This is a genomic window from Variovorax sp. PEI5 (assembly GCF_056679935.1).
In genome coordinates this window covers 2206315-2226620 of record NZ_CM155257.1, presented here as the reverse complement: position 1 = coordinate 2226620, position 20306 = coordinate 2206315, and the positions used below count along the sequence as shown (strand labels likewise).

The window sequence follows — 20306 nt, the reverse complement described above, 5'->3', positions numbered from 1 at the left end:
ACGCACATCCCTCGATCCAGCGGCATCCGCAATCAGCCTTGGAGTGTCTTCCTCATGAGCGCCGTTCTCGAATCCCCGTCTTCCGTCTCCCCCGTGCTGCCCACCGCGGCCGCGTCCGCCCGGGCCGCCGACCAGGCCATCACCGACATCTCGCTCGCCGCCTGGGGCCGCAAGGAGATCCGCATCGCCGAGACCGAGATGCCCGGCCTGATGGCCATCCGCGAGGAATTCTCGGCCGCGCAGCCGCTCAAGGGCGCGCGCATCACCGGTTCGCTGCACATGACCATCCAGACGGCGGTGCTCATCGAGACGCTGCAGGCGCTCGGTGCCCAGGTGCGCTGGGCCTCCTGCAACATCTTCTCGACGCAGGACCACGCCGCCGCCGCCATCGCCGCGGCCGGCACGCCGGTGTTCGCCATCAAGGGCGAGTCGCTGGAGGACTACTGGGACTACACCCACCGCATCTTCGACTTCGGTGCCGAGGGCACGCCGGGCGAAGGCCCCAACATGATCCTGGACGATGGCGGCGACGCCACGCTGCTCATGCACCTGGGCCAGCGCGCCGAGCAGGACCTGTCGCTCATCGACACGCATTCGAGCGAGGAGGAACGCATCCTGTATGCCGCCATCCGCAAGAAGCTGGCCGAGGACCCGACCTGGTACAGCCGCAAGTCGGCCGAGATCATCGGCGTGACCGAGGAGACCACCACCGGCGTGCACCGCCTGAACGACATGTCGGCCAAGGGCCTGCTGAAGTTCCGCGCCATCAACGTCAACGACTCCGTCACCAAGAGCAAGTTCGACAACCTCTATGGCTGCCGCGAATCGCTGGTCGATGGCATCAAGCGCGCGACCGACGTGATGATCGCCGGCAAGGTGGCCGTCGTGGCCGGCTACGGCGACGTGGGCAAGGGCTCGGCGCAGGCGCTGCGCGCCCTCTCGGCCCAGGTCTGGGTGACCGAGATCGACCCCATCAACGCCCTGCAGGCCGCCATGGAAGGCTACAAGGTCGTGACCATGGAGTACGCCGCCGACAAGGCCGACATCTTCGTCACCACCACCGGCAACCGCGACGTCATCCGCCACGAGCACATGGTCGCCATGAAGGACCAGGCCATCGTCTGCAACATCGGCCACTTCGACAACGAGATCGACATCGCGTCGATCGAGAAGTACCAGTGGGAGGAGATCAAGCCGCAGGTCGACCATGTCGAGTTCCCCGACGGCAAGCGCATCATCCTGCTGGCCAAGGGCCGCCTGGTGAACCTGGGCTGCGGCACCGGCCATCCGAGCTTCGTGATGTCGTCGTCCTTCGCCAACCAGACGATCGCGCAGATCGAGCTGTTCACCAAGCCCGATGCCTACGAGTCCGGCAAGGTCTACGTGCTGCCCAAGCACCTCGACGAGAAGGTCGCACGCCTGCACCTGAAGAAGGTCGGCGCGATGCTGACCGAACTCAGCGATGCCCAGGCCGCCTACATCGGCGTGGACAAGGCCGGCCCGTACAAGGCGGACACCTACAGGTACTGAATGGCTCGCCCCCAGTCTTCGCGCACTGCGTGTCGCTTCGCCAACCCCCTGCCGGGGGCGACACCGGCGGCCGGGCGGAACCCGTTCCGCGGTGTTGCTGGCAGGAGCTGTCATGCGCGCTGATCAACTGTTGGTGGAGCGTGGACTGGCGGCGTCGCGGTCGCAGGCCGTGCGGCTGATCGCCGGCGGACTTCGCTGGCGCGACGCCGGCAGCACCGATGCCTGGCGCCCGGTCGGCAAGAACCGCGACGACATCCCCGAGACGGCCGAACTCGACCTGGCCGACGCGGCCGAGTCGCGTTTCGTCTCGCGCGGCGGGCTGAAGCTCGAAGGCGCGCTGGCCACCGCCGGCATCGACGCGCGCGGCCGCCACTGCCTGGACATCGGGCAGTCGACCGGTGGCTTCACCGACTGCCTGCTGCAGCACGGCGCGGCCCATGTGGTGGGCATCGACGTCGGCCACGGCCAGCTGCATGCGCGCATCCGCGAGGACGAGCGCGTCACGGCCATCGAGCGCGTCAATGCGCGCGCCCTGACGCGTGCCGATCTGCCGGAGGACGAACGCGCCGAGTTCGACCTCGTGGTGGGCGACCTGTCGTTCATCTCGCAGACGCTGGTGCTGCCCGCCGTCGTGCCCTTCCTCGCGCCCGGTGGCGACCTGCTGATGCTGGTCAAGCCCCAGTTCGAGCTGCAGCCGGGACAGGTCGGCAAGGGCGGCATCGTGCGCGACGCGGCGCTCTACGCGGTGGTCGAGGCGCGTCTGCGCGAGGCCTGCGCCGCGCTCGGCCTGCGCGTCGCGCGCTGGTTCGACAGTCCGATCGCCGGCGGCGACGGCAACCGCGAGTTCTTCATCCACGCCGTGTCCGCCACCGGGCGCGACGACGGCGTTCCCGACCCAGGAGCCGCGCATGCGCATTCCCCTGAGCTTTGAATTCTTCCCGACCAAGACGCCCGAGGGTGCCGCCAAGCTGCGCGCCGTGCGCCGGCAGCTCTACGCCACGCGGCCCGAGTTCTGCTCGGTGACCTATGGCGCCGGCGGCTCGACGCACGAAGGCACCTTCGCCGCCGTGCGCGAGATCGTCGAGGAGGGCATCCCCGCGGCGAGCCACTTCTCGTGCATCGGCGCCACGCGCGCCACGGTGCGCGCCCAGCTGGCCGAACTGCATGCGATGGGCGTGCGCCGCCTGGTGGCATTGCGCGGCGACCTGCCCAGCGGCTATGGCATCGGCGGCGAATTCCACTACGCGAGCGATCTGGTGACCTTCATCCGCGAAGAGACCGGACGCGACTTCCACATCGAGGTCGCCTGCTACCCCGAGATCCATCCGCAGGCGCGTTCCCCGGAGGCCGACCTGCAGGCCTTCGCGACCAAGGCGCGCGCCGGCGCCGATTCGGCGATCACGCAGTACTTCTTCAGCGCCGAGGCGTATTTCCGCTTCGTCGACGATGCGCGGCGCCTGGGGGTCGACATCCCGATCGTGCCGGGCGTGATGCCCATCACCAGCTCGACCCAGCTGATGCGCTTCTCGGATGCCTGCGGCGCCGAGATCCCGCGCTGGATCCGGCTGCGCCTGAACGGCTTCGGCGACGACGTCGAATCCATCAAGTCGTTCGGCCTCGACGTCGTGGCCGCGCTGTGCGAGCGCCTGCGCGACGGCGGGGCGCCCTCGCTGCATTTCTACACGATGAACCAGGCCGCCGCGCCATTGGCCGTGCTCGATCGGCTCGGCTGGGGCACATGAGCATGACGGCGGCGGGTCGCCTGCGGCGACGCGCCGCCCGCGCCGCGGCCGGCGTCGCGTGCGCGGTCGCCGCGCTGCTCCTGCTCGACGGCTGCAGCGCCACGCCCGATCCCATGGCCGGGGACGGGGCGGTCGCCTTGCCGGCCGGCCCGATCACGGCGACGGCGACGGCGACGGCGCCATCGTCGGGCACCGGTCTGCGACCCCTGTTGCGGGGCATCAGCGTGCCCTCGGGTGCGCCACCGCGTTCCACGGTGGCGACCGTCAATTACGACCTGTCCACAGCCGGCAACGACGATCCGTTCGCCGGTGGCGACGATGGCATTCCGGGCGACCGGCCCTCGGGCGAGTTCTTCCAGCGCGGGGGCGCTTCCTGGTACGGCATCCAGTTCCACCAGCGCCGCACGGCCAATGGCGAGCGTTTCGACATGTCGGCCTTCACGGCCGCGCATCGCACCCTGCCCTTCGGCACGGCGGTGTGCGTGCGCAGTCTCACCAATGGTCGCGAAGTGCTGGTGCGCGTCAACGATCGCGGGCCGTTCGGCCCCGGTCGCGTCATCGACCTGAGCCGGGCGGCGGCGGAGGCGATCGACATGGTCGGCCTGGGCATCAAGCAGGTCGCGCTCACCGTGGTGGACAAGGAGGCCGGCGGCATGCGTTGCGCAGGCGCGCCGGTCGATCGCGCCGCATTGACGGCCCTGGCCGCCGGCGCGGAGGGCGGCAGCAGCGAGGAGGTCGCGCCCCGGGCGGCCATCTCGCGTCGCACGGCCGGGACGCGCGGCCGGCGCTGAAGAAACCGCGTCGCGGCGTCGGCGACTTCAGCCGCCGGCGTCGACCGAGAACGTCGCGTGGCGGTCCTGCGCCAGCCGCTCCACCAGTTGCGGCAGCGCCGCTTCCAGCTTGGCCTTGAGCGTGTAGGGCGGATTGATCAGGAACATGCCGCTCGCGGGCAGGCCGGGGCGTCGCGTCTCGCCGGTCGGCGCCGTGACGATGCGGCTCGACTTCACCGTCAGCGTGGCATGCAGCCAGGGTTTGCCGGCCTTGGTCGCCATCGTCTTCAGCCGGCGCGGCAGGTCGTGCGCCTCGGGCCTGGGAATGATGGGATACCAGACCGCGTAGGTGCCGGTGGCGAAACGCTTGAGCGTCTCGGCCACGAAGTCGAGCACGCGGGCATAGTCGCTCTTGATCTCGTAGCTCGGATCGCACAGCACCAGGGCGCGCCGCGAAGGCGGTGGCAGGAACTTGGTTGCGCTGCCGAAGCCGTCCTCGCGCAGCACCGCGATGCGCCGTCCGGCCTCGAGCTGGGCGATGTTGGCGTCGAGCGTGCGCGCATCGGTCGGATGCAGCTCGAACAGCTTGAGCTTGTCGTGGTCGCGCAGCAGGTGCTGCACGATGAAGGGCGAGCCCGGATAGACGCGCGCACCGCCCTTGGGATTGAAGGCCGCGACCACCTCCAGATAGCGTGCGATGGCCTCGGCCGGAGCGGCGGGCGTGGCGGCCGCCTTGCCGGCCGCCGAGGCATCGGCGGGCGCGGGGGCGCCGACCAGCCGCAACACGCCTTGCGCGGCCTCGCCGCTGGTGTCGGCATAGTCGCCGTCGAGCCGGTAGAGCCCGGCGCCCGCGTGCGTGTCGACGACGGTGAGCGCGGCTTCTTTCTCGAGCATGTGGTCGAGGGTGGCAATCAGCACCGTGTGCTTGAGCACGTCGGCGTGGTTGCCGGCATGGAACGCGTGGCGATAACTGAACATGCGGCGATGGTAACTGTCGCCGTCCGGCGTGCCGGGGACATCGCCTTTCACCTGTCCGGCGATTCGAGTTGGCATCGGCCACCCGGACGACTCGGCGTGTCGGCCGACGTAGGGATTGGCACAACGCTTGCTTCGAGGAAAAGATTGGATACGAATGCCGGGACGGATACATTCGCCTCCATATATTTTCAACTTCTAACGGAATATCGTCATGAATTCTCACCGTCTGGGTGCCCTCGCTGCCGCCATAGCCCTGGCTGGTCTGGCCGCACCGGTCCGTGCGCAATCCAGTGTGGCCATCTCCGGGCTCGTGGATGTGTATGTGGCCTCGACCCGCATGGCGGGTGCGCCGGGCCGCGTCACCGAGGTCGGCTCGGGCGGTCTGACCACCTCGTGGATCGGCTTTCGCGGCACCGAGGACCTGGGTGGTGGCCTGAAGGCCACCTATGCCCTGACGTCGTTCATCCGTGCCGACAGTGGTGTGTATGGACGTTTCAATGGTGACACGTCCTTCTCGCGCGATGCCAACGTCGGCCTGACCGGCGGGTTCGGCTCGGTGCGCCTGGGTCGCGGGACGGCACCCAATTTCCTGCCGACGATCTTCGCCAATCCGTTCGGCGACTCCTTCGCCTATTCGCCGCTGGTGCTGCACGCCAACGTCAACACGGCCGCCTGGGCCTATCGCACGACGCCGTCGGACACGGGCTGGGGCAACCAGATCGCCTACACCACGCCCAACTACAACGGCCTCGCCGCGACGGTCCAGTACCAGTTCGGCGAGCAGGGCAGCGACACCGGCAACGGCAGCAAGCGCAATGTCGGCATGAACGTGCTCTACATCAGCGGCCCCTGGACCGCGGTCGCCTTCTACGAGCGCGACCAGGTCAACAATCCCGTCACGGGCCTGCTGACGACCACGATCAACGGCGTGGGCGTGCCGGAGACCAAGAAGGACTGGATGGTCGGCGGCAGCTACAACGCCAACTTCGCGCGCTTCTTCCTGACCTATGGAGGCGCCAAGACCGAGATCGCCGACTACGACGCCAGGACCACCTCGCTCGGCCTGAGCGTGCCGATCGGCCTGGGCAGCCTCATCGGCGCCGTCGCCCGCACCAAGGTGGATGGCACCTACGATGGCACGCGCACGACCGGCAGCATCGGCTACGACTACTTCCTGTCCAAGCGCACCGACGTCTACGCCATCGCGATGCGGGATCACATCACCGATCGCAACAGTGGCAACAGCGTCGGCGTGGGCATGCGTCATCGCTTCTGACGACCGACCCGGCGTCAGGGTTGCCGGCTGTTCGCCGCCAGCATAGAATCATGGGCTTCGCAGCGTTCGAGCGGCCCCGCGGCGAAGTGCAAATTCCCACCTAAGAGATTCCCGTCAGAGGAACGCCGACCGTGGAAAAGGGCCCCGCAAACCTCCTCTCCAACAGAGAAAACTCATGACCAAAACGTTCAGCGCCAAGCCCGCTGACGTGACGCACGAGTGGTTTGTGATTGACGCGACCGACAAGGTCCTCGGACGAGTAGCCAGCGAAGTTGCTCTCCGTTTGCGCGGCAAACACAAGGCCATTTACACGCCTCACGTCGATACCGGTGACTTCATCGTCATCATCAACGCATCGCAACTCCGTGTGACCGGCGCCAAGCCGATCGACAAGGTGTACTACCGTCACTCGGGCTATCCGGGCGGCATCACGGCCACCAACTTCCGCGACATGCAAGCCAAGCACCCGGGCCGCGCCCTGGAAAAGGCCGTCAAGGGCATGCTGCCCAAGGGCCCGCTCGGTTACGCCATGATCAAGAAACTCAAGGTCTACGGTGGCGCAGAGCACCCGCATACCGCCCAACAGCCCAAAGTGCTGGAACTGTAAGGAGCCTTGAGATGATTGGTGAATGGAACAATGGCACCGGCCGTCGCAAATCCAGCGTCGCCCGTGTGTTTCTGAAAAAGGGCACCGGCAAGATCACGGTCAATGGCAAGGACATCCAGGCCTATTTCGGCCGCGAGACCTCCATCATGATCGCGAAGCAGCCGCTGTTTCTGACGAACAATGTCGAGACCTTCGACATCATGATCAACGTGAACGGCGGCGGCGAGTCCGGCCAGGCCGGCGCGGCACGCCACGGCATCACCCGCGCGCTGATCGACTATGACGCAACGCTCAAGCCGGTCCTGAGCCAGGCTGGTTTCGTGACGCGTGACGCGCGCGAAGTCGAGCGCAAGAAGGTCGGTCTGCATTCGGCACGTCGCCGCAAGCAGTTCTCCAAGCGCTGATCGGTTTTGCCGATGGCACGGAAAGACCGCCTTCGGGCGGTTTTTCTTTGGGCGCGACATCTGCCAAGAGTCCGCACTGCGATCAGCGGCAAATTCAGGCGATGGTCTTGCAATCGGCCGATTGCGATAGCATTTCTCCCTTGCGTCGGCGCCTCGACGCCTCGACGCACCCCTACCGGAGTTTCCTCATGAGCGCAGTTGCAGAAGATATCCAGACCCAGATGCCCGAACCGATCCTGTTCACCGACAGCGCGGCCGCCAAGGTGGCCGATCTGATCGCGGAGGAGGGCAATCCCGATCTCAAGCTGCGGGTGTTCGTGCAGGGCGGCGGTTGCTCGGGCTTCCAGTATGGTTTCACGTTCGACGAGATCACCAACGAGGACGACACCATCATGAGCAAGCATGGTGTCTCGCTGCTCATCGATGCCATGAGCTACCAGTATCTGGTCGGCGCCGAGATCGACTACAAGGAAGATCTGCAAGGCGCGCAGTTCGTGATCAAGAATCCCAATGCCACCAGCACCTGCGGTTGCGGATCGAGCTTCTCCGCCTGAAGCGAAGACGATTCCGGCACCGACGAAGAAACCGCCTCAGGGCGGTTTTTTCATGTCTTCTCAGGCCGGATACAGGGCACCCAGCACGCGCCCGCCCCGGGCGCCCGTGACGCTGGCGAGATTGCCGTTCTCGCGTCGCACCATGGCGCGCGCCAGCCAGGCGAAGGCCGCGGCCTCGACCTGCTGGGGCGGCAATCCACGCGCGGTCGACGACACGACGTCGATCCCTGGCAGCCGGGCGGCCAGACGCGCCATCAGGTGATCGTTGAATGCACCGCCGCCACAGACGACGAGTTCGCGTGCCGGGCCCGCATGCCGGCTCACGTCGACGGCACAGGCGATCGCGGTCAGCTCGGTGAGGGTGGCCTGCACGTCGGCCGGCGCCACCGTCCGGCCCCGCAGTCGCGCGTCGAGCCAGTCCGGGTGGAACAGGTCGCGGCCGGTGCTCTTGGGTGGGAGCCTGGCGAAATAGGGTTCCTGCAGCATCTCGTCCAGCAACTCGGGCACCACCTGACCACTTGCGGCCCAGCCACCGGCGCGGTCGAACGGCTGGCCGATGTGGAGTTGGCACCAGTGGTCCATCAAGGCATTGCCGGGGCCGCAATCGAAGCCCAGCACGACGCCATCTGCGGTCTGCCCGACAGCGGCGGCAGTCCCATCGGTGGGCGGCAGCACGCTCAGGTTGGAGATGCCACCGATGTTGAGTACGGCGACCGTGGCATCGGGACGGCCGAAAATGGCGCGATGGAAGGCCGGCACCAAGGGCGCGCCCTGACCGCCGGCGGCGATGTCGCGGGTGCGGAAGTCGCCGATCACGTCGATGCCGGTCAGTTCGGCGAGCAGGGCCGGGTTGTTCAGCTGGAGCGTATAGCCGATGCCATCGAACTCGCCCGGCCGGTGGCGCACCGTCTGGCCGTGGGCGCCAATGGCGACGACCCCCGGTGCTCCGGCTTCCGCAGCGCCTGTCATGGGCAGCAACTGCATGACGACCTCGGCATAGCAACGCATCAGGGCATTGGCGCCCAATGCCGCCCGATGGATCTCGTTGTCGCCAGGCGTGTTGAGGGCTAGCAGTTCGGCGCGCAGGGTGGCTGGCAGATCGATGCTCGCATGGCGGAGCACCTCGAGGCCCGGGCCGTCTTCGGCGAACCGGACCAGGACGCCATCGACTCCGTCGAGCGAGGTGCCCGACATGAGACCGATGTAGCGATCACCCGACATCATGCGCGTGAGGTCGGGCGACACATGAGATGGCTCGGAATCGCCGGAAAGAGGATCAGTCGGCGCTGGCCTGGACGACGGAGAAGGCAGCGGCGAGTTCGATGCGGGTCGTAACCGCCAGGCGCTCGAAGGCCGGACGGGCCGCAGCGCTCAGGGGCGTGCCACCGGTCTGCTGGGCCAGGGTCGCCGGATCGGCCTGCTCGCCGTTGACGCGGAACTCGAAGTGCAGGTGGGGTCCGGTGGCCCAGCCGGTCGAGCCGACGGCGCCGATGAACTGACCCTGGCTCACGCTCTGGCCGACCTTCACGTCGATGCGGCTCAGGTGGGCATAGGCCGTTTCCTGGTTGCCGCGGTGCTTGATGACGATCATGTTGCCGTAGCCGCTCTGCGTGCCGGCGAACTCGACCACGCCGTCGCCCACGGTGCGCACGGCCGTGCCGGTCGGTGCGGCGAAGTCGGTGCCCTTGTGCTGGCGCCAGCTGTTGAGGATCGGGTGCAGGCGCATCGCGAAGCCGCTGGAGATGCGCGAGAACTCCACCGGCGAGGCCAGGTAGGCGGCGGCCAGGCTCTTGCCGTCCGGTTGGTAGTAGGCACCCTTCTGGCCGGGCTCCTGGAACCAGATCGCCTGGTGTGTCTTGCTGCCGCTCTCGATCTCGGCGGAGAGCACACGGCCGGTGCGCAGGGCCTGCCCGTCGGCTTCGAAGGTCTCGTAGACCACGGCGAAGCGGTCGCCCTTGCGCAGCGAGCGGAAGTCGATGGCGCCGTCGAACACGTCGGCCAGTTGGCTGGCCACGGCATCGGGAATGCCGGCGTCGTCGGTGGCGGCGAACAGCGAGGTCCGGACGATGCCGCTGGCGAGCTTGCTGGCGGCGACGAGCTGCTCGTTCTCGACCTGCACGGTGAAGCCGTTGCCGACCCGTGCCACCACGAGGCGCTTGAAGGCGCCCGAGCCATCGGGAATCCAGCGCGCGATCAGGCGGCGCAGCGAGTTGTCGCGTGCGGCCTCGGCGGTGATGGTGCGTCCCGAGCGGCTGAGCAGGGCGCCACGCGCCTGCGCGTTGCCGCGCACGAAGGCGGCGGCGGCCGGATCGGAGATGCCCAGGCGCTTGAGCAGCGCCTCGGCCGTGTCGCTGGAGCGCGTGATCTCGGTCCGGAAGAGCGTGAAGTCGTGCGACTCCAGAGCCTCGGTCTGGGGCGTGGCGGCGAACGGCTTGACGGCCTCGATCACCTGATGGACCGGCATGTCGGCGGGGTCGTCGCCCAGGGACGCCACGGCGAAGGCGCCACCACCGGCGCACAGCAGTGCGGCACCGATGACCGCGGTGATCTGCCGGGGATAGGTACGGAGGGTCCGGGAAATGCGGGAAGCGATCAGCTCTTCGGCTGCAAGAATGGCTTGGATCAACGTCTGAGTTCCAGGTGGGTCGGCGGATCCGCGCTGCAGGAACTCGCGAAGCGAGACGGTAGGACAGTACGGACGGGAGCGCCGCTTAGAATCCGGCGCCTGAGAAAAAGTCGGGGTGAGTATAGCTTCGGCCACCCGGAAAACAGCCCAAACCCCCCATGACCGCCGTCCCTGTTACAGACCAAAATGTGTCCGATCGTGTAGGAAACGCGCTCGAAATCTCCTTGCGTGGCGCCGACGAACTGCTGCCCCAGCCCGAATGGGTGCGCAAGCTGCAGCGTTCCGAGGCCACCGGCGAGCCGTTGCGCATCAAGCTCGGGCTCGATCCGACGGCGCCCGACATCCACATCGGCCACACGGTGGTGCTCAACAAGATGCGCCAGCTGCAGGATCTCGGACATACCGTGATCTTCCTGATCGGCGATTTCACGACCACCATCGGCGACCCGTCGGGCCGCAACAGCACCCGGCCGCCGCTCACGCGCGAACAGATCGAGGTCAACGCCCAGACCTACTACCGCCAGGCCAGCCTGGTGCTCGACCCGGCGAAGACCGAGATCCGCTACAACTCCGAGTGGAACGATCCGTTGGGCGCGCGCGGCCTGATCCAGCTCGCGGCCAAGTACACGGTGGCGCGGATGATGGAGCGCGACGATTTCGACAAGCGCTTCAAGGGTGGGCAATCGATCTCCGTGCACGAATTCCTCTATCCGCTGCTGCAGGGCTACGACTCGGTGGCGCTCCGGTCGGACCTCGAGCTCGGCGGCACCGATCAGAAGTTCAACCTGCTCATGGGCCGCCATCTGCAGCAGGAATACGGCCAGGAGCCGCAGTGCATCCTGACGATGCCGCTGCTCGAGGGCCTCGATGGCGTCGAGAAGATGTCCAAGAGCAAGGGCAACTACATCGGCGTGACCGAGGAGCCCAATGCCATGTTCGCCAAGGTGCTGTCGATCTCCGACGACCTCATGTGGCGCTGGTACACGCTGCTGAGCTTCCGCTCGCTCGCCGACATCGCGGCGCTGAAGGCCGAGGTGGCGGCCGGTCGCAATCCCAAGGATGCCAAGGTCGCGCTGGCCCGGGAGATCACGGCGCGTTTCCACAGCCACGCCGCCGCCGATGCGGCCGAGCAGGATTTCAGCAACCGCAGCAAGGGCGGGGTGCCCGACGAGATGCCCGAGGTGACGCTCTCCGGCGCGCCGATGGGCATCGCGCAACTGCTCAAGCAGGCCGGTCTCGCACCGTCGACCTCCGAGGGCAACCGGCTGATCGACGGTGGCGGTGTCCGCGTCGATTCGGCCGTGGTGAGCGATCGCGGACTGAGACTCGACGCCGGGCGCTATGTCGTCCAGGTGGGCAAGCGCAAGTTCGCGCGCGTGACGCTGGCCTGAGCCGGCCGGACGCGCCACCCCCGCCCGCCGGCCCGGACGACGCCCATGCCCGCACCGCCGAGATCCGCCCTGCGTCGCCGCCTGATGCAGCCGCGCACCCTGCTGCGCCTGTCGATCGTGGTGGCCCTGGTCACCATCGTGCTCAAGGGCCTGGCCGGGTACGTGACGAATTCGATGGGCCTGATCTCGGATGCCATGGAGTCGTTCGTCAACCTCGCCAGCGCCACCTTCGCGCTGGGCATGGTGACCATCGCGACCCGGCCGCCGGACGACGACCATCCCTATGGCCACCACAAGGCCGAGTACTTCTCCTCCGGCTTCGAAGGCATCCTGATCCTGGGCGCGTCCGCGGCGATCGGGGCGGCGGCGGTCGTGCGGCTGCTCGAGCCGCAGCCGCTGGAGGACCTGGGCTGGGGACTGGCGCTGTCGATCGTCAGTTCCGGCTTCAATGCCGGCCTGGCCTGGATGCTGTTCCAGGCCGGGCGTGAACACCGCTCGATCGCGCTGGAGGCCGATGCGCGCCATCTCGTGACCGATGTGTGGACGTCGGCCGCCGTGGTGGTGGGCATCGTCGGGGTGCATTTCACCGGCTGGCTCTGGCTCGATCCGCTGCTGGCCATCGGCGTGGCGCTCAACATCGCGCGCGAGGGCGTGCACCTGGTGTGGCGCTCATCGCAAGGCCTGATGGACCAGGCGTTCGACGCCGAATCCCGCGCCACGCTGGACACCGTGCTGGCGCGCTTCGCGGCCCAGCCCGGCGGCGTGACGCTGCGCTTCGACGACATCGCCACCCGCAGCGCCGGCCAGCGCCGTTTCGCCGACCTGCACATGCACGTGCCAGGCGACTGGGCGTTGCGTCGCGCGGCGGCGCTGCGCGACGAGCTCGAGCAGGCACTGATGGATGCGCTGCCGGGGCTGCGCGTCACCATCCAGCTGCTGCCGCTGGACATGGAGGCGCGCGCCTCGCTGCTCGCCGAAGAGCAGGGCGTCGCGTGAAGGCCGTGCTGCAACGCGTCCGCGAGGCGCGCGTCGAGATCGACGGCAACGTCGTCGGCCGGATCGGCACCGGACTGCTGGTGCTGCTGTGCGCCGAGCGCGAGGACACCGATGCCATCGGCGACCGGCTGCTGGCCAAGATCCTCAAGCTGCGCATCTTCTCCGACGAGGCCGGCCGCATGAACCGCAGCGTGCAGGACGTCGGTGGGGGCCTGCTGATCGTGAGCCAGTTCACCCTGGCGGCCGATGCCAGCAGCGGCAACCGGCCGAGCTTCACCCGGGCCGCCGCGCCCGACGAGGGCCGGCGTCTCTATGAGCGTTTCGTGGCGCAGGCGCGCGGCGCGCATCCGGTGGTCGAGACCGGCGTCTTCGCGGCCGACATGCAGGTGCACCTGGTCAACGACGGGCCGGTGACGATCCCGCTGCAGATGAACTGAGTCGCGCGACCGGCGCCCCCGCCTCAGGTCGCGAGGCCGTCCGCGTCCGCGTACGGGTTGCGGATGCCCAGTCCGGCGAGGATCTCGATCTCGTAGGCTTCCATCTCCTCGGCATCGGCATCGCCGGTCTCGTGGTCCCAGCCCTGCGCGTGCAACGCGCCATGCACCAGCAGGTGGGCGTAGTGCTCGACCAGCGGCTTGCCCTGTTTGGCGGCCTCACGGGCGACCACCGGAGCGCACAACACGAGATCGGCCATCACGACCGGTTCCTGCGCATAGTCGAAGGTCAGCACGTTGGTGGCGTAGTCCTTGCCGCGGAATTCGCGGTTCAGGCGCTGGCCTTCCTCGGCATCGACGATGCGCACCGTGATCTCGCCATCGGCCGCCAGGGCATGGCGGATCCAGCGCGCCACGCGATGCCGGGGCAGGGCCTCACGATGCGCCGCCGCGCCGTCGAAGCGGGCGAACTGCAGCGACAGGGACAACTGATGCAGGGGCGCCGCCATGCTCAGGCCGTGCCGGCGCGCTTGCGCTGGCCATCGTAGGCATCGACGATGCGAGCCACCAGCGGATGGCGCACCACGTCGGCGCTGGTGAAGCGCGTGGTGGCGATGCCCTTGACGCGCTTGAGCACGCGCTCGGCATCGACCAGCCCCGAGAGTTGCGACTTGGGCAGGTCGATCTGGCTGACGTCGCCCGTCACCACCGCCTTGGCGCCGAAGCCGATGCGGGTGAGGAACATCTTCATCTGCTCGGGCGTGGTGTTCTGCGCCTCGTCGAGGATGACGAAGGCGTTGTTGAGCGTGCGCCCGCGCATGAAGGCCAGTGGCGCGATCTCCAGCGCGTTGCGCTCGAAGGCCTTCTGCACCTTGTCGTAGCCCATGAGGTCGTAGAGCGCGTCGTAGAGCGGGCGCAGGTAGGGGTCGACCTTCTGGGACAGGTCGCCCGGCAGGAAGCCCAGCCGCTCGCCGGCCTCGACCGCCGGACGCGTGAGCACGATGCGCTGCACCGCGCTGCGCTCCAGCGCGTCGACCGCGCAGGCGACCGCGAGATAGGTCTTGCCGGTGCCCGCCGGACCGATGCCGAAGGTGATGTCGTGGCCGGCGATGTTGGCCAGATAGCCGGCTTGCGTCGGCGTGCGGGCGCGCAGGTCGGCGCGGCGCGTGACCAGCATCGGGCCGTCCTGGCCGTCGGCGGCCATGCCCGAATCGCTGGCCAGGGTGAGCTGGACCACGGCGGCATCGATCGGCCGGTCGGCGATCTCGTAGAGCGCCTGCAGCACCTCGATCGCCTGGTCCGCGATGGCCTTGGGCCCGTCGACCTTGAACTGCTCGTGGCGATGCGCGATCGTCACGCCCAGGGCTTCCTCGATGCGGCGCAGATGCTCGTCGAGCGGGCCGCAGAGATGACCCAGGCGCGCGTTGTTGAGGGGCTTGAAGGTGTGGCGGACGATCAAAGGATAATTCCGGGTTCGTTGGAAGGGAACCCATGATAGGCAAATTGACCGGCACGCTGGCCGAGCGCAATCCACCCCAGGTGGTGGTGGACTGCAACGGGGTCGGCTACGAGGTCGACGTGCCGATGAGCACGTTCTACAACCTGCCGCACATCGGCGAGCGGATCTCGCTGCTGACGCATTTCGTGGTGCGCGAGGACGCGCAGATCCTCTACGGCTTCGGCACGCACCAGGAGCGCGCGGCGTTCCGCCATCTCATCAAGATCACCGGCGTCGGCCCACGCATGGCGCTCGGCGTGCTCTCGGGCCTGAGCGTGGGCGAACTGGCCCAGATCGTCACGCTGCAGGACACCGGCCGGCTCGTGAAGCTCCCGGGCATCGGCAAGAAGACGGCCGAGCGCCTGCTGCTCGAACTCAAGGGCAAGCTCGGCGCCGACATCGCGTTGCCGGCCCATGCCGCCACCGATGCGCAGGCCGACATCCTCCAGGCGCTGCTCGCGCTCGGCTACAGCGACAAGGAGGCCGCCGCGTCGCTCAAGGCGCTGCCCAAGGACGCGACGGTGGGCGAGGGCATCAAGCTGGCACTGCGCGCATTGGCGAAATAGCCCGCCCGGTGTTCCCGCCGATGCGGCGCCGCGTCGCTCCGGGATCTCAGCGCAGGTCCTGCGTCAACAGCGCCAGCAGGAACATCGCCGCCTGGCACGCCACCGTGGTGACGTGGCGCTGCATCAGCTGACGCGCGACGGCGACCCGCTCGTCGAGCTGGCCCGGCGCGTTCGACGCGAAGCGCAGGCCCAGCCGCGCCAAGGCCGTGTCGAGCACGGCGAGCGAGGCGATGCCGCCGGCGGCCAGGCCATCGAACAGACCGGCCTCCAGGCGCAGGCGCTGGGCCAGATAACGCTCCAGCACGCCGATCACCGCGACGGCGCCGAACCCCATGCACGACAGCAGCGAGAGCGAGCGTCCGGTCAGGGCCAGCACGGCGATGGCGATGAGCCCCAGCGCCAGGCCGCACGTGGCCAGCGCGCCGGCGGCGCGCAGCAGGTGCGCGGTGGCGGCGCACAGCGCGCGATCCGGATCGTTCATGGCACGGACCTCCTGGGCGGACGGACGGGGCGGGATTCATTCCCGCCGGATGGCGAGCGAGACCGTGAAGATGCCATGGGCGTCGATGCGCTGGGCGATCTTTTTGAAGCCCGCTTCCTCGACGAGCTGGTCGAGCTCGGCCTGCGTGCGCCGGCGCATGACCCAGGGCTCGCCGTCGTGCTCGCGGCGACTGACGAGCGCGCGCGCGATCAGTTCGAGCTGCGGATGCCAGGGCTGGTTGGTGTAGACGAAGTAGCCGCCGTCCTCCACGGCATCGCCGACGCCGGCGAGCGAGCGGCGCACCATCTCGTTGCCCGGATACAGCTCGTAGAGCCCCGACGCCACGGCCAGCGTCGGCCGCGGCCGCAGGTTGGCCAGTCCCAGGCGGTCGAACGCGTCGCCCGTCTCGAAGCGGGCGACGTGCCCGAGTTCGCGCTCTTCGATCAGGGCCCGCGCTTCGCGGCCGCTGTCCTCGCAGACGTCGCGCAGCAGGATCGAGCTGGTGCGGATCGGGCTGGCCCGCACGGCGTCGAGCACATAGCGCCCGGGGCCCGAGGCGATGTCCAGGATGCGGATGTCGCGGTGCTTCTCGCCCAGCCGCTCCATGGCGTCGCGCATCAGTTCCTCGACATGCAGGCGACGCGTGCGGATCGCCCGCCAGCCGAGCGCGTCGAGGTAGTGGCGGTCGACCCGGCGGCCGATGGCGTTGCGGCCCTGCGCCTGGTTGCGATAGACGTGGTCGAGGGTGGCACCCGAATCGAAGCCGGTCTCGCGGCCCAGCTTCAGGCCGTGCGAGGACCACGCGCCGACGCGGATCCCCAGGCGCAGCAGCATCCAGCGCAGGCCGCGCGGCGACAGCAGCGGCAAGGCGGTGGCCAGCGCATGGGATTCGTCGGCCGTCTCCCCGTGCAGGTGGGCCTCGCGCAGGTCGACCTCCGCCGGCGTGGCATCGAAGAGTCGCAGCACGAAGGCGCGCACGGCCTGCACGGCGGCCTCGCGGTCCCTGTCGCCCAGGGCGTCGTGGGCCGCGTCCGGCAGTTCGAGCCGGCTCTTGTGGGCGCTGCCCAGACGGTCGAAGAACAGGTGCTGCGGCCGGTCCCGCGCGATGCGGTCGCTCCCCGCCACCAGCAGCTGGAGCGGCAGCACGATGGCATTGGCATCGGCCACCACGCGGACCGCCGCGTCCCGCAGGCCGAGCAGGAAGCGCGCGTCGAGCGGCTGGCGCGCCAGCGCATCGGCATCGTGATCGGCGGCGCGGCGGGGATCGCGGCTGACGGCGCCGCCCGCCGGGCCGGCGATGGTCGACGCCTCGCCGGCACGTGGCCGGCGCAGGAGCCGGCGGCTCTCGAAGGTGGGCGCCACCAGCGTCAGGCCACGCAGCCGGGGCGCGTGGTCGTGCGCCCACGTCGCCGCGACCACCGCGCCACCGCCCTCGGCGACGATGTGGATGGCCCGCGCGGGCGTCCCATGGGCGAAGGCCAGGTGGTCGATGAAGGTCTGCAGGTCGCGCACAGCGGTCGCGAACTCGATGGCTTCGAAGCGCGCGGCGATGGAGCGGCCATGGCCGCGCGCATCCCAGGCGAAGACGTCGAAGTCGGGCAGGTCGAGTTCGTCGGCCAGGTGCGCCATGCGCTCGCCATGCTCGTGGGGACGATGCAGCAGGACGACGGCACCACGCCGGGGCTGCGTGGTCGCGGGCCAGTGGCGGTAGAAGAGCGCGACGCCGTCGTGGGTGTGGAAATGGTGCTCCTGCGGCACGCGGGGCTGGGTCATGGAATCTCTGTGGTTCAAGGAACGCTCGACGTGCCTCGTCGAGGTCGACGCGGCGGTTTCGCGCGTCGGTCGCGGGCTGGGCGAGGAGCGGGTCATCGACGACGAAGGACGGGCTCCGATGCGTGCGATGCCGGCGGCTCTCTGTGACAAGGGGCGCATTCTGCCAGCGCCTTCCCGGGAAAACCGCACTTGCCCCGGAATCGGAGGCAGGCTACTAAACTGTCTGGCAACCCCTGCGCACCATGACCATCCAGACCGACGATTTCGCCCCGGCTCCGCCTCGCATGGTGTCGGCCGCTCCCGCCTCGCCCAACGAGGAGGCCATCGAGCGCGCCCTGCGCCCCCGGCTGCTCGACGAGTACGTGGGCCAGGCCAAGGTGCGCGAGCAGCTGGAGATCTTCATCGGCGCGGCCAAGAAGCGCTCCGAGGCGCTCGACCACGTCCTGCTGTTCGGCCCGCCCGGCCTGGGCAAGACCACGTTGTCGCACATCATCGCCGCCGAGCTCGGCGTGAACCTGCGCCAGACCTCCGGCCCGGTGCTGGAGAAGCCCAAGGACCTGGCGGCGCTGCTGACCAACCTGGAGCGCAACGACGTCCTGTTCATCGACGAGATCCACCGGCTCTCGCCGGTCGTCGAGGAGATCCTGTATCCCGCGCTGGAGGACTACCAGATCGACATCATGATCGGCGAGGGCCCGGCCGCGCGCAGCATCAAGCTCGACCTGCAGCCATTCACGCTGGTGGGCGCCACCACGCGCGCGGGCATGCTCACCAACCCGCTGCGCGACCGCTTCGGCATCGTCTCGCGGCTGGAGTTCTACACGCCCGAGGAACTCGCGCGCATCGTCACGCGCAGCGCCCGGCTGCTCGACGTGCCCACCGATGCCGAGGGCGGCTTCGAGATCGCGCGGCGCTCGCGCGGCACGCCGCGCATCGCCAACCGGCTGCTGCGCCGGGTCCGCGACTATGCCCAAGTCAAGGGCGAGGGCCGCATCACCCAGGAGATCGCCAACCGGGCGCTGGCCATGCTGGATGTCGATCCGCAGGGCTTCGACCTCATGGACCGCAAGATGCTCGAGGCCGTCATCCATCGCTTCGACGGCGGCCCGGTCGGCCTGGACAACATCGCCGCCAGCATCGGCGAGGAACCCGGCACCATCGAGGACGTGATCGAACCCTATCTGATCCAGCAGGGCTACCTGCAGCGCACGCCGCGCGGACGCATCGCCACGCTGGCGGCCTATCGCCATCTGGGCGTGGCGCCGCCGCAGCGCGCCGAAGGCGGCCTGTTCGGCTGAGCCGGGAATCGGGCATCCAACGAAACGACAAGCGACATGCACGCACACGATCTCTCCGCCTGGCGCCACAGCCATCAGTTCGGCTCCGACGACTCCGCCGGTGAGCGCGGCACCCGCCTGGTGATGTGGATCACGGCGGTGGTGATGCTGGTCGAGATCGGCGCCGGCTGGTGGTTCAATTCGATGGCGCTGCTCGCCGACGGCTGGCACATGAGCTCGCACGCCTTCGCGATCGGCCTGAGCGCCTTCGCCTATGCGGCCATGCGACGTCATGCCAGCGATCCCCGCTTCGCCTTCGGCACCTGGAAGATCGAGGTGCTCGCGGGTTTCGCGAGCGCGCTGTTCCTGCTCGGCGTGGCGGCGCTGATGGTGGTGGGTTCGCTGGAGCGGCTGTGGTCGCCCGAACCGATCCACTATCGCGAGGCGATCGCCGTGACGGTGCTGGGCCTGCTGGTGAATCTCTTCTGCGCGCGCCTGCTGGGAGGGGCACACCACGCGCATGGGGAGGGGCATCACGGTCATGGGCATGGGCATGGGCATGTGCATGGGCATCCGCACGAGCATGGCCACCCGCACGGCCATGGCCATGGAACGGACCTGAATCTGAAATCCGCCTACCTCCACGTGCTGGCCGATGCCGCCACGTCGGTGCTGGCGATCGTCGCGCTGGTGGGTGGCTGGATCTGGGGCTGGTCCTGGCTCGATCCCGCCATGGGCATCGTCGGCGCCATGCTGGTCGCGCATTGGGCCCGCGGACTGCTCAAGGAAACCGGCCGCGCGCTGCTCGATCGCGAGATGGACCACCCGGTGGTCGACGAGATCCGGGAAGGCATCGAGCACGGCCTTGCCGACTCGCACACACGCGTGGCCGACCTGCACGTCTGGCGCGTCGGCCGCGATGTCTATTCATGCGCGCTCACGGTCGTCACCCATTCGCCCACGCTCACGGCCGACGAGGTGCGCGCGACGTTCTCGATGCACGAGGAGATCGTGCATTCGACGGTCGAGATCCAGCGTTGCACAGGGGAATGAGAAAAGCCTCAGGCAGTTTGATCTGTCTGAGGCTTTCGAGCCTCCGAAGGAATTTCGAAGGCGGTGTGGGTGGTGGCTCTTCACGGATTCGAACCGCGGACCTGTGGATTATGATTCCATCGCTCTAACCGACTGAGCTAAAGAGCCGAGCCTAGGATTATAGCTCGGACTTTTTCGTCTTGGAAAGAGTCTCGTCGATCAGCTCGACGCAACCCGATGTGGCTCCGGCGAGCACTGGCATCCCAAAAAAGTCCGGTGTCAGTGCACAAGTCGGTCGTATGCGAGGCGAACCGAAACCCCCGGCACACCGGATGAGCCGTGCCGAGGTGAGAATTCGTGCTTATGTCCAC

21 protein-coding genes and 1 tRNA gene are annotated in these 20306 nt (G+C 68.4%); 14 read left to right on the top strand and 8 right to left on the bottom strand.

The genetic code is table 11. From position 1 onward, the window contains the following. Positions 1-54 precede the first annotated feature (54 nt). From ahcY to AC1MLT_RS10280, 4 genes are all read left to right on the top strand, one after another. Positions 55-1530 (top strand): adenosylhomocysteinase, encoded by a 1476-nt coding sequence (gene ahcY / locus AC1MLT_RS10295; protein WP_481032186.1) that lies wholly within the window; start codon positions 55-57, stop codon positions 1528-1530. A 112-nt stretch (positions 1531-1642) separates the two neighbouring features. Next, positions 1643-2461, top strand: coding sequence for a TlyA family RNA methyltransferase (locus AC1MLT_RS10290; protein WP_481032185.1), 819 nt, complete (start codon positions 1643-1645; stop codon positions 2459-2461). Next, positions 2439-3272, top strand: coding sequence for a methylenetetrahydrofolate reductase [NAD(P)H] (gene metF, locus AC1MLT_RS10285; RefSeq protein ID WP_481032184.1), 834 nt, complete (start codon positions 2439-2441; stop codon positions 3270-3272). Before AC1MLT_RS10290 ends, metF begins: the two co-directional genes overlap by 23 nt. Beyond that, complete coding sequence (locus AC1MLT_RS10280; protein WP_481032183.1) at positions 3269-4063, top strand: septal ring lytic transglycosylase RlpA family protein; 795 nt, start codon at positions 3269-3271, stop codon at positions 4061-4063. The genes metF and AC1MLT_RS10280 overlap by 4 nt, the downstream gene beginning before the upstream one ends. A 27-nt stretch (positions 4064-4090) precedes the next feature. Here the strand turns inward: AC1MLT_RS10280 and AC1MLT_RS10275 are convergent, their stop codons facing one another. Further along, on the bottom strand, positions 4091-5020 hold the full coding sequence (locus tag AC1MLT_RS10275) for a 23S rRNA (adenine(2030)-N(6))-methyltransferase RlmJ (protein ID WP_481032182.1): 930 nt from the start codon (positions 5018-5020) through the stop codon (positions 4091-4093). Between the two features lie 211 nt (positions 5021-5231). Here AC1MLT_RS10275 and AC1MLT_RS10270 point away from each other — a divergent pair, with 211 nt between their 5' ends. The 4 genes from AC1MLT_RS10270 to erpA all read left to right on the top strand — a co-directional run bounded on the left by AC1MLT_RS10270 (position 5232) and on the right by erpA (position 7861). Beyond that, positions 5232-6296 carry a porin gene (locus tag AC1MLT_RS10270; protein ID WP_481032181.1) on the top strand — a complete coding sequence of 355 codons (1065 nt, stop codon included), beginning with the start codon at positions 5232-5234 and terminating at the stop codon, positions 6294-6296. Between the two features lie 175 nt (positions 6297-6471). Further along, positions 6472-6903, top strand: coding sequence for a 50S ribosomal protein L13 (gene rplM / locus AC1MLT_RS10265; RefSeq protein ID WP_286370103.1), 432 nt, complete (start codon positions 6472-6474; stop codon positions 6901-6903). Between the two features lie 11 nt (positions 6904-6914). After that, positions 6915-7307 (top strand): 30S ribosomal protein S9, encoded by a 393-nt coding sequence (gene rpsI, locus AC1MLT_RS10260; RefSeq protein ID WP_481032180.1) that lies wholly within the window; start codon positions 6915-6917, stop codon positions 7305-7307. 188 nt (positions 7308-7495) lie between these two features. Then, positions 7496-7861: an iron-sulfur cluster insertion protein ErpA gene (gene erpA, locus AC1MLT_RS10255; protein WP_481032179.1), complete on the top strand. Its 366-nt coding sequence runs from the start codon at positions 7496-7498 to the stop codon at positions 7859-7861. Positions 7862-7921: 60 nt separating this feature from the next. On the opposite strand, the gene AC1MLT_RS10250 is transcribed toward erpA, so the two are convergent. Beyond that, positions 7922-9082: an anhydro-N-acetylmuramic acid kinase gene (locus tag AC1MLT_RS10250; RefSeq protein WP_481034968.1), complete on the bottom strand. Its 1161-nt coding sequence runs from the start codon at positions 9080-9082 to the stop codon at positions 7922-7924. Positions 9083-9137: 55 nt separating this feature from the next. After that, positions 9138-10487 (bottom strand): peptidoglycan DD-metalloendopeptidase family protein, encoded by a 1350-nt coding sequence (locus tag AC1MLT_RS10245; RefSeq protein ID WP_481032178.1) that lies wholly within the window; start codon positions 10485-10487, stop codon positions 9138-9140. A 158-nt stretch (positions 10488-10645) separates the two neighbouring features. On the opposite strand from AC1MLT_RS10245, the gene tyrS reads away from it, so the two are divergent. Genes tyrS through dtd form a run of 3 tightly spaced genes read left to right on the top strand, consistent with a single transcriptional unit; the run spans position 10646 to position 13311 of the window. Beyond that, positions 10646-11878, top strand: coding sequence for a tyrosine--tRNA ligase (gene tyrS / locus AC1MLT_RS10240; RefSeq protein WP_481032177.1), 1233 nt, complete (start codon positions 10646-10648; stop codon positions 11876-11878). 45 nt (positions 11879-11923) lie between these two features. Beyond that, entirely contained in the window at positions 11924-12874 is a 951-nt protein-coding gene (locus AC1MLT_RS10235; RefSeq protein ID WP_481032176.1) for a cation diffusion facilitator family transporter, read from the top strand. Further along, entirely contained in the window at positions 12871-13311 is a 441-nt protein-coding gene (gene dtd, locus AC1MLT_RS10230) for a D-aminoacyl-tRNA deacylase (protein WP_481032175.1), read from the top strand. Before AC1MLT_RS10235 ends, dtd begins: the two co-directional genes overlap by 4 nt. Before the next feature lie 23 nt (positions 13312-13334). Here the strand turns inward: dtd and ybeY are convergent, their stop codons facing one another. Continuing rightward, positions 13335-13817, bottom strand: coding sequence for an rRNA maturation RNase YbeY (gene ybeY / locus AC1MLT_RS10225; RefSeq protein ID WP_481032174.1), 483 nt, complete (start codon positions 13815-13817; stop codon positions 13335-13337). 2 nt (positions 13818-13819) lie between these two features. Beyond that, on the bottom strand, positions 13820-14767 hold the full coding sequence (locus tag AC1MLT_RS10220; RefSeq protein ID WP_481032173.1) for a PhoH family protein: 948 nt from the start codon (positions 14765-14767) through the stop codon (positions 13820-13822). Between the two features lie 32 nt (positions 14768-14799). On the opposite strand from AC1MLT_RS10220, the gene ruvA reads away from it, so the two are divergent. Then, the gene (gene ruvA / locus AC1MLT_RS10215) at positions 14800-15372 is read left to right on the top strand and encodes a Holliday junction branch migration protein RuvA (protein WP_481032172.1); all 573 of its coding nucleotides are present in this window, start codon (positions 14800-14802) and stop codon (positions 15370-15372) included. A gap of 46 nt (positions 15373-15418) precedes the next feature. Here ruvA and AC1MLT_RS10210 read toward each other — a convergent pair whose 3' ends face one another. Both AC1MLT_RS10210 and AC1MLT_RS10205 read right to left on the bottom strand, forming a co-directional pair. After that, on the bottom strand, positions 15419-15853 hold the full coding sequence (locus AC1MLT_RS10210; RefSeq protein ID WP_481032171.1) for a hypothetical protein: 435 nt from the start codon (positions 15851-15853) through the stop codon (positions 15419-15421). A gap of 36 nt (positions 15854-15889) precedes the next feature. Beyond that, a complete protein-coding gene (locus tag AC1MLT_RS10205) occupies positions 15890-17626 on the bottom strand; it encodes an alpha/beta fold hydrolase (RefSeq protein ID WP_481032170.1) in 1737 nt (578 codons plus the stop codon). A gap of 242 nt (positions 17627-17868) precedes the next feature. Here AC1MLT_RS10205 and ruvB point away from each other — a divergent pair, with 242 nt between their 5' ends. Continuing rightward, on the top strand, positions 17869-18924 hold the full coding sequence (ruvB, locus tag AC1MLT_RS10200) for a Holliday junction branch migration DNA helicase RuvB (RefSeq protein ID WP_481032169.1): 1056 nt from the start codon (positions 17869-17871) through the stop codon (positions 18922-18924). Positions 18925-18960: 36 nt separating this feature from the next. Then, on the top strand, positions 18961-19956 hold the full coding sequence (gene dmeF / locus AC1MLT_RS10195; RefSeq protein ID WP_481032168.1) for a CDF family Co(II)/Ni(II) efflux transporter DmeF: 996 nt from the start codon (positions 18961-18963) through the stop codon (positions 19954-19956). A gap of 70 nt (positions 19957-20026) precedes the next feature. Here dmeF and AC1MLT_RS10190 read toward each other — a convergent pair. After that, a tRNA-Met gene (locus AC1MLT_RS10190) sits at positions 20027-20103 on the bottom strand. Positions 20104-20306 lie beyond the last annotated feature (203 nt).